A 13,096-nucleotide genomic window follows, 5' to 3' on the forward strand; every position below is an offset into this window, starting at 1 on the left:
GAGAAAAGGGAGGGAGAGGTTGATAATGGGGCAAACAATTCAAAGTAAAGAATTTCGATGGATGACAAAGGGGCTTCGTACCGCTTTTACCATCATCATGGTGATGATGATTTTTGTCTTGACGATGCTCGCGATTTTTATGGTGGGAGCAATGGTGGTATCAGAGCAACAAGTGAATCATTTATTAGCAAAGGGCAGTGTGACCGCTGCCGTTCAGTTAGAAGGATTGGAAATGAAGCTGGCAGACCATGTGACAAGGGACATTCACTATTCAAAAAAAGATGTCATGACCTTTCTATTTACTGCTACAATATACATAGCTATTTTATTAATGATTATTGTACAAGTGAGGAATATATTAAGTAACTTATCAAAAGGTATTGTATTTTCACTCGCTAATAGTAAAAAAATGGAGAGAATTGCCTACTGTGTGATTGTATTGAGCTTGACAGTAAATGCATTTCGTACATATACCGTCTATCTGATTATGCAACAATTCCAATTGGAGTCCCGATTTGTAGAGACGGGTTTGATCAAGGGGATTAGCTATCATTTTACAGGCATTCACTGGACTCTTTTACTATGTGGTGTGGTGATTTGGACCTTTGCACGTATTTTCCGATACGGTGCATTCCTTCAGGATGAATATGATGCAACAGCTTAGGAAGTGAAAACATGACCATAATTATTCGATTAGATCGTATGCTAGCGGATCGTAAAATGCAGCTGAGTGAACTTGCAGAGAGGGTAGATGTTTCGATTGTCAATCTCTCTAATTTAAAAACAGGCAAAGTAAGAGCCGTACGTTTTTCTACATTAAATGCCATTTGTAAAGCTTTGGGCTGCCAGCCAGGAGATATATTGGAGTATGTAGAGGAAGAAGATGACATCTAGAAGCAAAGCAGAAAGGATTTTTTGAATGACGGCTTTTAGTTTTTTAATGCTCGCTATTATAGCAGAGGTTTTTGCCAGTTCCTTGCTCAAGCGTACGGAGGGCTTCACACGAATTGGGCCATCAATTGGCGTAGTAGTAGGCTATGGAACGGCATTTTATTGTTTAGCCTTAACATTAAAAGTGATTCCTATTGGCACAGCCTATGCAATTTGGGCAGGTTTAGGGACAGCGTTAACCGCTATTGTGGGAGTTGTCCTCTATAAGGAACGATTTAATCGCAAGAAGGTATTAGGGATTCTATGCATTATCTTGGGTGTTGTGGTACTCAATCTTGCTGGTGGTCATTAGGAGGCTGAACAGGATGAAAGGCTATTTATTTTTAACACTATCGATTATAAGCGAGGTCTTTGCAACAACCATGCTGAAGTTCTCAGACGGCTTTACTGTCCTCGTTCCATCCTTGGCGGTAACAATTGGCTATGGTATTTCGTTTTATAGCCTATCCCTCTGCTTAAAAACCATGCCATTAAGCTTGGCCTACGCTATCTGGTCAGGTGTCGGCACAGCTTTAACCGTTCTGGTAGGCATTGTCATTTGGCACGATATTTTTACTGTTTATTCTGCGATCGGTATTGTCCTCATTATAGGAGGCGTTATCTTGTTGAATCAGGGGGATAAAGGTAAAGAAGTGGTGGAAAAGGGTTAGATCTGTGAGGATAGGCGGATAGAAATGCGAAAGTAGCGGATAGCGGGTCTAAATTGATGGATAGGATTAGCAAAGTGATGGATAGCTTTGCAAAAGAGTTGGATGCATGAGGATAAGCGGATAGAGATGAGAAAGTAATGGATAGGATTAGAAAATCGATGGAGAGGTCTGCCAAAACCTAGGCTTAGTTCAGCGCAAACCAATAGAATGGGGGAATTTGATGATAAAAGCTCTAATTTTTGATTTTGACGGTACAATCATTGATACGGAAACAGCATGGTATAACGTTTTTAAGGATGCCTATGCACAATATGGTGTTGAATTATCGTTAGCAACCTATGCTAAGTGCCTTGGGACCAATCTTCAAACCTTTAATCCCTATACATATCTTGTTACACATCATCACATACAACTGGATGTGGAGGCTTTTCAAACATCCATTCAGCAACGCCATGCACAATGGATGGAAACGGAAACGCTAAGACCTGGTATTTTAACATTGCTACAGCAGGCAAAGGAAGCGGGTTTGAAGATTGGACTTGCTAGTAGCTCCAGTCGTCAATGGATTGATGTGTATATGGATCGGCTGGGTATCCGACATTACTTTGATTGCTTTTGTAGCGCTGACACGGTGACAAATGTTAAGCCTGATCCAGAGCTTTACTTGCAGGCGCTTGAACAATTAGGAGTAGAGGCTGATGAGGCCATGGCAATTGAGGATTCACCGAATGGCGCACAAGCCGCTGTAGCAGCGGGACTTTATACAGTGGTCATTCCGAACGAGATTACCAAGCAATTACCATTCAATACAAAACACCATACCGTTTCTGCATTAGAACAATATACAATCCATGATCTCCTCGCAACATAAGCTTTTGCAAAAGCCTCTCCCTCATTGGTGGAGGTTTTTTTAGTTTCTTTAGGAAGAAGTCGCCATATTTTTTGTCGCAACATATGATAACGAGAGGGCAACTTACACGGATCAAATCGTATAGTCAAACTAAGGGAGGGGGCTACGAATTGAATAGTGATAAGAAAAGAAATCACTTTTTATGTGAAGCTTTAAGTGATTTAAAGGATCTTCAGGATATTATGATGAATTTTCATTCTAAATATTTTGGTCAGCTACTTATTAAAATTGTCGGGAGTGATACGATTCCATTTTTTTTAATTACACATAGTGGTGCTCATTTAAGCTTATTGGATACAGTGAAACAGTTTGAGACAGAGTTTTTCCGCATTGAGGATGTTGATAGAGAGCGTTGCCGTGGCACAGTATCGTTGTTGCGTGCTTTTGATTATGAAGGAAATGATACAAATTCGATTGCAGATGTGGTGAGGTTAGAAAAAACAAGTACAAAGAAATCTATTGAACTCAGTGGTATATCGGCCATTCAGCTCTTAAAGCCAGACATGTTGAAGGGGAAATTTATCATAGAGCCGAAATGGTAGTACCATATTAAACTACTAAAGCTAGAGCATCTGTCTATATGCAAGGGATACAAAGTGAATGTAATAGAGAGAGAATCTAATGAAAGGAAGTTTAGCTATGACGATTATTGGTATGCTGCATCATCGACTTGATCCAACAACAGTACTCAAGTCCTATGCCTTTGCAGCAGTTGCGAAAGCTGAAGGCGCAACATTTTTTTACTTCACACCTAAAAGTGTGGACTTTGCCAAACGTTCTATTCGAGCAAAGGTCTATGAGAATGGACAATGGCAAGAGAAAACAATGCCCTTTCCTGATGTTATCTATAATGCAGGAAGCCCTGAGAAATTATCTGTCTCGAAGGAGATTATTGACCGTTTAAAAGAGGAGATTCCATTCACAACCCATTCAATCGGGAACAAATGGAATGTGATGAAACGATTAAAGGAAGCGAAGGAATTTGAACAGTATTTGATTCCCTCTGAAATTGTAAAGGATGCCGATTTATTTCATAAGTTCGTTAATTATTATAAACGAGTTGTGTTTAAGCCAATTGATGGACGAAAAGGGAAGGGTATTTATTTTATAACGAAGGCGGGAGCCAAATATTTTGAGGTGCGAAAGGATAGCACCACGACAACCTATACAAAGCCACAATTGGATGCATTGATAAAGGAGCAACTTGCGTCTGGCACCTTTATTATGCAGCCGTATATTCAATCTGTTACAAAATCTGGTCAGGTCTATGATTTCCGCCTGCATGTTCAAAAAAATGGAGAAGGTAAATGGGTAGTGACAACGGTGTATCCACGCATTGCACCGAATGGCTCCATCATACCGAATATTAATAACGGTGGCTATACCAATTATTTAGATCCTTTTTTGGAGCAGGAGTTTAAGGATGAGGCCTATAATATTCGGCGAATGCTTGAGCATTTTTCACTGGCGCTGGCACATCATCTGGATGAAATTCAAATGGCGAAATTTGGGGAAGTTATTGATGAAATTGGCATTGATGTAGGGTTAGATCAAAATCAAAAAATTTGGATGTATGAGGTCAATTGGCGCCCAGGCTGTCCTCCTGCCTTTTACTTGGAATTAGATGTGGTCATCCATTCCATCCGTTATGCGATGTATCTTGCCAAAAATCAAAAACCGCTGAAAAAGAAAATTGTCCAACAAAAAACGAAGCAGGTGGAGGCAAAGAAAACCCTACCTATTATTGCGATTACAGGAAGTGCAGGGAAAACCACAACAAAGGCATTTGTGGGTTCGATCTTATCGAAAAAGTGGAATGTATTTGAATCAAAGGATTATTGGAATACGACGGAGCATACGAAAAAGCATAAGGAAGAAATCAATGATACACATCAGGCCGTTGTATTAGAGTATGGTATGGCTTACCCAGGCATTATTACCAATCACTGTAGCATCATCCAGCCGAATATTAGTATTGTAACGAATATAGGCTTAGCCCATGTTGGGAACTTTGATGGAGATGTAAAGGGTGTTGCCAAGGCAAAATCGGAATTGATTCATGGTATGGATCAACAGGGATTACTCATTGTCAATCAAGATGATGACAATTCAAGATACTTAGAGACACAGCAATTTAAAGGGAAAATCATCACGGTAGGCATTAAAAAAGAAGCGGATTACCGTGCATATGATTTGCAATATAAAGATGTCGGCATGTCCTTTAAAATGAAGCTGCATGGGCAAGAAATAGAATTATATATTCCTATTTTAGGAGAACATCATGTATACAACGCATTGAATGCAGTGGCAGTGGCTGATCTTTTAGGATTTAGTCCACTTGATATTCAGGCAGGGCTCAACTTTAAAAAACCACCAAGACGTTTAACGATTTATAATTGCCGTGATGATATAACGGTTATTGATGATACCGTACACTCTCATCCGCAGGGGGTTCGTGCTGCGCTCGATGTACTGAAGAACATCGCGACAAATCGCAAGGTAGCCATTATTGGACAAATGCGAGAACTTGGTGTCTTGAGGGAAGAGGAATATCGTAAGGTTGGAGAGTACGTGTATGAGATAGGCATCGATGAATTTATTACCTATGGCTTTAGGACAGATGAAATGAGTAATGCTGCCATCGCGAAGGGCATGGACCCATCCAGAGTACATCATTTTATTAATAAAGATCAATTGCATGCCCTCCTTGAAAAGCTCATTAAGCCCCATGATACCATTCTTGTGAAGGGTGCAAGTAAAACCAATATGTTTGAAACCGTGAAGTTTTTAGATCAAACGTTTAAAGAAGAATAATCGTTTACGACTTATGAAGATAAAAAAGCCCGAGTAACTGTCCACTGGCAAGCGGCAATTATTCGGGTTATTTTTTTCAAACTCTCAAAATGAATTTTATTTCCTTCGCTGCAGTGATTGCGTGATTTCTTGCTTCCTTCAAGGTTGCTCCCTCTGCTATGACATAGGCGTAACGATGACCCATCGATAAAGGTGGGGTAAGGAGGGTGCCTCTTCTTGGTTTGACATATACTTCAACGACGCCAGTTGATCTTGTCGCTCTTGCCTTGCCAATAACCTTTTCTAAAATACCTCTACTTTCCACAATGACATATTTTGTATACACAAATTTCTTGTGTCTTGGTTGCAGATTAGGCTGTTCTCCTAGCAAAATCTTTAGTGTTTCTTCTACTAAACTAAAACCTAGAGCTGCTTGTAGCATATTATTCATAGCGCCACCTGAAATTCGAGGATTGATCTCGATAAGTTTCCAACCATTTTGGGTTAATCGAAGCTCTAAGTGAAGTGCCCCATTCTCAATACCAAAGGCTTTCACGATGGAATGGAGTACCTCCTCGATGCCTGATTGGATGTCTTTAGGGGCTTTCACTAGAACACCATAGCCAGTAATGATAAATCGTTTTCCTTGGGTAATTTCTTGCTCAATTATACCAATGACATGTGGTTGTCGTTGATAAACAACCGCCTCTACTAAATATTGAGGGCCATCTAGATATTCTTCAATCATGATGGTTTCATAGGGATTTTTACTGCGTAGTGCTTTGAGGTGGTTATTGAGCTGGTCGGCATCCGTTGCTAGTAAGACATCTTTTGAGCCAGTTGATTTAGGAGATTTTACGATTAATGGAAAGGTTAAATTTTTAGCTATAGGTTCGTTCGGTTTCATGAGCGAAAATTTTGGTGAGTATGGTTGGTCTTGTAAAAACTTTCTTGTTTTTTCTTTATCCTCCATAGTTTCAATGGCACTGGAGGATGTATAGTTCTGACAAAATTCATCACATAGTATTGAAGCAATATGGACAAATGGATCAACAAAACTAACGATACTTTTAATATTTAATCCAGCTTTTCCTAGTTTCTCAATTTCATCTTTCATGCTCTCGATATCAAAAGTATCAATGAGTATCATTTTATGGATGTCGGGGTAGGCTCTGCGCTGCTGAAGTTGTTTTTCATTATTTGTGAAAAGTACTGTGAAGTAGCCTAATTTTTCTGCTGCCCTTGTTGCTTCACGACTAGACCCAGATTTGTTTGTACCGATAAATACAATGGCTTTCAGGTATATCACTCCTTCTATTGGTACTTAGATACTTAATCACCTTTATATATATGCAATGAAATAGATTTCCTCTAGTTATGTATCTTGTCTACATCCAAGCAACTTTTAAAAGGTTACATATACTAGAAAAGAAAGGAGGGAGAAAAGATATGAAGCCTCTTTCGGTGAAAAATTTAGCAATGATTACGGCAGGCTATCTAGTGCACGGGTCAGAGGATACACTGATTCAGCATGGGGCTTATCGATTAAAGCAAGTGAAAAAGTCCAATACGGCCCTTTTTACAAGTAAACGTATTGTTAATTGGAAAAATCTTGAGCCACTTTCTCCTCTAGTGCTAGTGACCGATAGAGCTTATCGGCCAACTGATATTCCCAATCATGTCATTATGATACAGGTAGCGAATGCAGAAGAGGCCTATTGGAAATTTGTCCATTTTTATCGTAGCCAGTTTCATATTCCGATTGTCGCGATCACAGGTACATCAGGCAAAACAACGACAAAAGAGATGATTAAACATATTCTTTCGGCTGATCGGAAAGTGACTGCGACGACATTGAGCAGCAATTCTAGAACGGCTTCTTTGCAATATTTACTGGGCATTGAGGATGAAACCGAGGCTGCCGTTTTTGAAACAGCAGTGGGCTCACCAGGAGACGTTACGAATGCAGGGAGATATTTCAAACCGACAATCGGTATTATTACGAATATCGGAGCCCATCATTTAAATTATTGCAAAACATTAGAAGGCTATATTCAAGCAAAGGGAGAAATGCTAGATATCATTCATCCAAAAGGTACATTAATTATCAATGCTGAAGATATGAATACGAAAAAAATAGATGTTTCGAGATTTCGTGGGCGTTTGATTAGGGTAGGAAAGCATGACTCCTGTGATTTTCGCGCAAGCCATATCCACTACTATCAAAAAGGGATGAAATTTATTCTGCATCATGATAGAAAAAGCTATGACATACTTGTACCAGGGTTTGGAGAGCATCAGGTTTATAATGCTCTTGCTGCCATTGCCGCGGTCCATGATATGGGGATCCCTATTCCAGTCGCAGCACAACAGCTTCAATCATTCCGTCAATTAAAAAAACAACTGCAACTCTTTGAGGGCATTAATCATTCCATGTTATTGGATGATACATGGAGTATTACAACCACTTCCTTAGAGGCTGCCTTAAAAGTGTTGAATGAATTAGGTGACGGAAAGAAAAAGATTGCGGTTATTGGTACGATTACCGATTTAGGTTCGTGGGGCTACATTATTCACGAACAGGCGGGTGAATTAATTCAACGTATTGGCGTGGATGTCCTGATTACCATTGGAGAACACGCAAGGATTATGGCTGATCATGCAGTAAAGCTAGGATTTAGCGCGCCTGTTTATACATTTAAAAATAGTACGCTAGTCTATCCGTTATTGCAGAAGATTGTGGATGAAAATACCATCATTCTCATAAAGGGAGATATGTATAGCAAACAGGTCTCTAAACTAGCAACGGAGCTAAAGCTAAAGCCTCCACCACCTGCTGATTAGCTTTTTTAATATAGGATATTGACTGTGCCACATAGAAGAGCTTTCTAATAAGGTATAGTAATTGATCAAAAAGCAGCACGCTAGATCAAGAGAAGAAATAAGTCATCTACAAGATTGATAAAGAGAGGAGGCGTAGTACACTTGCAATCCATTAGTGTGCAGAAACTTAGGAATGTCCTACAGGGAAAGCTCATTCACGGATCTGAACAATGGTCTGTTAAGCAGGCGATCTACTATAATCGGCATGATTTAACAAAGAGCCATTCGCTCCTGTTTGTTAGTCGAAACGATCAAATCAATTGGCAAGAGATTGATCGGAAAGGTCCGTCTCTTATCATATCCGATAAACCGTCTACAGAGTTAAAAAATGCACTGGAGAATACAACCGTTTTACAAGTGAAAAGTGTTGCACAGGCATATTGGACATTTATCGAGTATTATCGTGGGCTCTTTGAAATTCCCGTTGTGGCTTTAACAGGAACTTGTGGGAAAACAACGACAAAAGAGATGTTAAAACATATTGCTAGTAAGCATTGGCAAGTGCAAGCATCCATCAGTAGTAAAAACGAGCCAAGGCAATCATTACCTTATTTAACAGGCATTGACGATAAAACACAAGCCGCTATCTTTGAATTAGGCTTAGGGAATACGGGGAATATTAAACATCAATGTATGATCTATCAGCCAACTATTGGCATCATTACAAACATTGGTGTGCATCATCTAGATGGCTGTCTCAATTTGGAGGGCTATATTAAGGCCAAGGCAGAAATTGTGGAAGGCATTAAAGAAGATGGCACGTTAATCATCAATGCTGATGATGCCAATACTAAAAAAATCTCATTGAAAAGATTTAAAGGGAAGATTATCAAGTTTGGCTTACAGGATACGGCAGATTACAAGGCTTCGAAAGTGGAGTTTGCCAATACGGGCATGAAGTTTGTTTTAGAGGTAGCGGATGAAACATACAATGTGTTTGTCCCAGGCTATGGAGAGCATCAGGTCTATAATGCCTTAGCCGCGATTGCAGCTAGCCATGAAATGGGGCTGACCATTCGTCAGGCAATCGCAGGACTAAGAACATTTAAACAGATGGCAAGACATTTAGAATTTACGACAGGACTTGGTGACAGTACGATTATTGATGATACATGGACAAATAACCCAACATCTGTAGAGGCAGCCTTAAAAGTGCTAGATACGGTGGGAAAAGACAAAAAGGTCATTCTTGTTTTAGGGGATATAAAGCGATTAGGCAATTTTGAAGAAAAATATCATCGCGAAATCGGCTCCATGGTAGCAGTAAGAAAGATCGATACATTGATTACCATCGGCAAAAGGGCAGAGAAGATTGCCGATCAAGCGCAAAAGGATGGAACCAGCGCAGAGGTTCATACGTTTAAAGAGGTAGCAGGCGTTTTAGAATTATTGAAACCAAAGCTAGATGCGGACACGATAGTTTTAATTAAGGGACCGATGTCTAGTAGATCCATGATTGAATTTGCCAATAAACTAAAAAACGCATAGAAAAAGGGTGTCTCAAAATGAATGAGACACCCAATTCTTACTTATTTTAAAACACGCCGAGCTGTTACAAACTTTTGTGCCCATGTTATGCTTAAACTTTGTTTCACAACAGTTCGTTGTCATATTAATATATTGATTACTCCCTATAATAGATCCTCGTTTGTGTGATTTCTATTGGTAGAGATGAATAATAAATCTACTTTTTGAAACTGAGATTTTTGAATACATTTACCAACTAAAGCTTGTGTTTGCTAATTTATTCTTCAACTCAATACCATGTTTCTTAAAGACATAGTAAGTAAAACCTGTACTTGTAAAAGTCAGTGCACTTAACAGGGCGTAGAGTTATTTAGTAGAGATAACGCGCTTCGCAGTAATATAGTGTTGAGCATAATAATCAACAAATAATACTCTTGTCATGACACCATCGGAATTAGGGATGATGATACGGTGATCGCCTGCATAAATCCCTACAAGAGAAGGTTTTTTTGAACCTTTCACACTATTAAAGAAGACTAAATCACCCTTTTTCAAATTAGCACGCGCTACAGTTGATCCTTTGCTCATTAAACCGCTTAAAGAAGTTGATCCGAGTTTAACGCCACTTTTACGATAGATGAAATCGACAAATGCTGGAGCGGTAAAGCGTAGACTTGACTCATTTGTTGTCGAGCTAATCGATACTTTATTTTTATAAGTCAGCGCATTCTCAACAATTTTATCGCCTTTTGTAGCAGGGTTGGCAGATAGCAGAGTAGGTAATACTCTACGTGCCGATACATAGTTTTCTTTATAATACGGCTTACTATTTAAATCAGAGATAACTATATTTTGTTTGGTATCAGCCATATGGATGATTTTATTGTCGCCAATATACATGCCGACATGGTCGGGATCAGTCCCTGTTTTTTTACTTTTAAAGAACACTAAATCGCCTTTTTGTAATTGGTTTCTCGCTACATAAGTCCCTTGCTGAATCATATAATTTTCATTATACGTACCAAGGTCTACCCCGTTTTTCTCGAAGATGTACATTAAAAATGAAGCACAAGAAAATTTGTATGGGTATGTAGGCTTGTAAACCGAATTGCTGTATGTTGCTTGCCCCATTAAGCTTTTACCAGTCTGAATTAATTGGTCTGCTTTTGCAGCTACCGCCTGTGCGTTGTTCTGAGCATTTGTTGTCGCAGCCTCTACTTGTATTGGCTGGATCGCTGTTTGCACCATTCCGAATGAACTAAATCCAATTGTTAATGCAAGTGTTGTAGATAAAAATCGTTTATTCATGTTGTGTAACCTCCTAAAGCATCTAGTAGGATTTCTCCTGTATACCTTTGCCATGGAAATAATCGTAGCATGAAAAAGTAGGGCTTCTGGGCGGTAAATGTTACCAGGGTAACTGAAGGGAGGGCTTCAACACTTGCTATAAAAGGCTTTATCAAGGGAATTTACAGTTTTATTACAAATGTTTCAGTAAGATGTAATATGGAACAATTCCATGAAAAAAGCTGCCCCAAAACGAGGCAGCCTACACGATTTTCTGTATCATTTCTACACGATTACCAAAGGGATCACGGAATTCAAAACGCTCGTAATGAGGAATAGGCACGGAATCGAGTATCTTGATTTGATGAGCTGCGAGTTTCTTCCGCCAATACTGAATATCCGCTACTTGATATGCAATATGCGCCTTTGTGGTCAAACGATCGAAGCCATCCTCTGTCCCTACATGGACCTCCTGTTGACCAAGCTGTAACCAAAATCCCCCAGGTCCTTTAAGAGAATCAGGCTTCTCTAATTCTTGAAGTCCTAAGACATGACAATAAAAATCCTTCCCTTGCTCCTCACAACCTTTCGGAATTGTTATTTGCACATGATGTAAACCCATAATCATCTCAGACTGTCCCCCTTTTTTCTTAATTATAGAGTAATTTCTAAATATTTGAAATGGATGGGAGGATAGAGTTTAAACTGGTGGATAGAACTTTAAAAGTGGAGGATAGCGCTTCAAATTAAGTGGATAAAACCTCAAAAGAGAGGGATAGAGCTCTAAATCTAATCTTTAGAACTTCAAAAGCCCAACATTTCTATTCTGTTAAGATTTAATACTATGGTATAATAATAAAAACGGAATAATAGGATAGAGGTACAAATTAGATTTTTTAATTTGTTTAAAAGGGAAGATCGGTGTGAATCCGACGCTGTCCCGCAACTGTAAATGGGAGCACATTTCAAAAGGCCACTGTTACGAGTCGTAATGGGAAGGTGAAAGGTGTGATGAACATAAGCCAGGAGACCTGCCTTTATCTAGTACAGCCAAAAAACCTACGCGGATAGGGGGTGTTGAGTGTGACTAGAGAATTTCTCCTGCATGCTCATAGTACGATGATTGCTAAAAAGGGTGCTTCTATGTTTAATAGAAAGCTTCTTTCCATCTGGCAATCACCGTATTATGTCGTGTATTTGTCATAGTAGACATCTTTCTGATGAGGGAAAGATGTTTTTTTATGTAAAAAATTAAAGGAGCGGTCCACATGAATCCACAAGTTGTTGAGTACTATGAAAGCTTATTCAAATTTGAAATTATGCAAGAGCCTAAACCCTTAAAGGAGCTTGTCGAACAATATGTTGGGCATGATGCTTCACATGAGCAATCTATTTTAGCAGCATACGCAAATGTTTTGAAAGAATTAAGAGGATAGAATATGTTTGGCTACTTCGAAAAACGAAGTAGCCATTTTTTAATAAGCGCATGTTTTGACAATTAATAATAGTAGGCGTACAATTTCGTTGAACAATTGTTTTGAACGTTTGTTCAAAAAAGAGGTGAGAACTATCGATCAAAAAGAAAAAAATAAAGAGGTAAAGGATCAAATTTTACAAGCGGCAAAAACCTTGTTTTCATCAAGGGGCTTTGATGGCACCACGGTGAGACAAATTTGTGAAGAAGCAGATGTGTCACTTGCACTTGTTTCCTATCATTTTGGTGGCAAGGAAAATGTCTTTAATGCATTATTTGAACCGCTACGCCACACCTTTATGAATGCTCATTATGACGTTCAAGATTCAATCGGTGCGCTTCGTAGCTTTTGTCGTAACTTTGTTCTTTACCGAATCCAGGAGCATGAGTTAATTGATATATTACAGCAAGAAATAGTCATGAATAGTCCTAGGCTTGAGATGCTAAAGGATGTGTTTTTACCTTCCTGGGAGCAACTTCGGACAATTTTATTGGCTTGTCAGGAGCAACAGACCATTTACTTCGAGTCACTTGATGTTGCACTGAACTTTATTATGGGAACGTTAATGTATTCGTTGAACAATCCCTTTTTAAACCGTTCTTCATTACAAGCAACACCTGATCAGATTGCGGAGCTTGCAGTGAACTTCGTGTTACATGGTCTTCAAACAAACTTATAAA

The 13,096-nt window shown here is 39.1% G+C and carries 15 protein-coding genes and 1 riboswitch; of the genes, 12 read left to right on the plus strand and 3 right to left on the minus strand.

Annotated features, from left to right (window positions below):
* Positions 1-25: 25 nt before the first annotated feature.
* From NYE73_RS09820 to NYE73_RS09850, 7 genes are all read left to right on the plus strand, one after another.
* Entirely contained in the window at positions 26-664 is a 639-nt protein-coding gene (locus NYE73_RS09820) for a DUF2975 domain-containing protein (protein WP_257961310.1), read from the plus strand.
* Between the two features lie 11 nt (positions 665-675).
* On the plus strand, positions 676-894 hold the full coding sequence (locus NYE73_RS09825) for a helix-turn-helix domain-containing protein (RefSeq protein ID WP_004229412.1): 219 nt from the start codon (positions 676-678) through the stop codon (positions 892-894).
* A 25-nt stretch (positions 895-919) separates the two neighbouring features.
* Complete coding sequence (locus tag NYE73_RS09830) at positions 920-1,243, plus strand: DMT family transporter (protein ID WP_048390263.1); 324 nt, start codon at positions 920-922, stop codon at positions 1,241-1,243.
* A 13-nt stretch (positions 1,244-1,256) separates the two neighbouring features.
* Positions 1,257-1,601, plus strand: coding sequence for a DMT family transporter (locus NYE73_RS09835; RefSeq protein ID WP_259948760.1), 345 nt, complete (start codon positions 1,257-1,259; stop codon positions 1,599-1,601).
* 220 nt (positions 1,602-1,821) lie between these two features.
* Complete coding sequence (locus NYE73_RS09840; protein ID WP_259948761.1) at positions 1,822-2,472, plus strand: HAD family hydrolase; 651 nt, start codon at positions 1,822-1,824, stop codon at positions 2,470-2,472.
* 149 nt (positions 2,473-2,621) lie between these two features.
* Positions 2,622-3,053 (plus strand): hypothetical protein, encoded by a 432-nt coding sequence (locus NYE73_RS09845; RefSeq protein ID WP_066037421.1) that lies wholly within the window; start codon positions 2,622-2,624, stop codon positions 3,051-3,053.
* Positions 3,054-3,132: 79 nt separating this feature from the next.
* Positions 3,133-5,325 carry a YheC/YheD family protein gene (locus NYE73_RS09850; protein WP_259419106.1) on the plus strand — a complete coding sequence of 731 codons (2,193 nt, stop codon included), beginning with the start codon at positions 3,133-3,135 and terminating at the stop codon, positions 5,323-5,325.
* A gap of 76 nt (positions 5,326-5,401) precedes the next feature.
* Here the strand turns inward: NYE73_RS09850 and NYE73_RS09855 are convergent, their stop codons facing one another.
* Complete coding sequence (locus tag NYE73_RS09855; RefSeq protein ID WP_048390271.1) at positions 5,402-6,613, minus strand: ATP-grasp domain-containing protein; 1,212 nt, start codon at positions 6,611-6,613, stop codon at positions 5,402-5,404.
* Between the two features lie 140 nt (positions 6,614-6,753).
* On the opposite strand from NYE73_RS09855, the gene NYE73_RS09860 reads away from it, so the two are divergent.
* The gene (locus NYE73_RS09860; protein ID WP_054550872.1) at positions 6,754-8,148 is read left to right on the plus strand and encodes a Mur ligase family protein; all 1,395 of its coding nucleotides are present in this window, start codon (positions 6,754-6,756) and stop codon (positions 8,146-8,148) included.
* Positions 8,149-8,304: 156 nt separating this feature from the next.
* Positions 8,305-9,675, plus strand: a complete 1,371-nt coding sequence (locus tag NYE73_RS09865; protein WP_254660028.1) for a UDP-N-acetylmuramoyl-tripeptide--D-alanyl-D-alanine ligase — start codon at positions 8,305-8,307, stop codon at positions 9,673-9,675.
* Positions 9,676-10,020: 345 nt separating this feature from the next.
* On the opposite strand, the gene NYE73_RS09870 is transcribed toward NYE73_RS09865, so the two are convergent.
* Together NYE73_RS09870 and NYE73_RS09875 are read right to left on the minus strand one after the other, a co-directional pair.
* Positions 10,021-10,962 (minus strand): C40 family peptidase, encoded by a 942-nt coding sequence (locus NYE73_RS09870; RefSeq protein ID WP_231595546.1) that lies wholly within the window; start codon positions 10,960-10,962, stop codon positions 10,021-10,023.
* Between the two features lie 241 nt (positions 10,963-11,203).
* Positions 11,204-11,569: a VOC family protein gene (locus tag NYE73_RS09875; RefSeq protein ID WP_259948771.1), complete on the minus strand. Its 366-nt coding sequence runs from the start codon at positions 11,567-11,569 to the stop codon at positions 11,204-11,206.
* 233 nt (positions 11,570-11,802) lie between these two features.
* Positions 11,803-11,994, plus strand: a riboswitch (cobalamin riboswitch).
* Between the two features lie 30 nt (positions 11,995-12,024).
* Between NYE73_RS09875 and NYE73_RS09880 the strand changes: the two genes are divergently transcribed.
* The 3 genes from NYE73_RS09880 (at position 12,025) to NYE73_RS09890 (ending at position 13,095) form a co-directional block, all read left to right on the plus strand.
* Positions 12,025-12,147, plus strand: coding sequence for a hypothetical protein (locus tag NYE73_RS09880; RefSeq protein WP_004229388.1), 123 nt, complete (start codon positions 12,025-12,027; stop codon positions 12,145-12,147).
* A 62-nt stretch (positions 12,148-12,209) separates the two neighbouring features.
* Positions 12,210-12,377 carry a hypothetical protein gene (locus tag NYE73_RS09885; RefSeq protein WP_167444835.1) on the plus strand — a complete coding sequence of 56 codons (168 nt, stop codon included), beginning with the start codon at positions 12,210-12,212 and terminating at the stop codon, positions 12,375-12,377.
* Between the two features lie 109 nt (positions 12,378-12,486).
* Complete coding sequence (locus tag NYE73_RS09890; protein WP_340815485.1) at positions 12,487-13,095, plus strand: TetR/AcrR family transcriptional regulator; 609 nt, start codon at positions 12,487-12,489, stop codon at positions 13,093-13,095.
* The last annotated feature ends 1 nt before the right edge of the window (position 13,096 follow it).

The organism is Lysinibacillus sp. FSL K6-0102, from assembly GCF_038003545.1.
Classification (GTDB): Bacteria; Bacillota; Bacilli; order Bacillales_A; family Planococcaceae; genus Lysinibacillus; species Lysinibacillus capsici.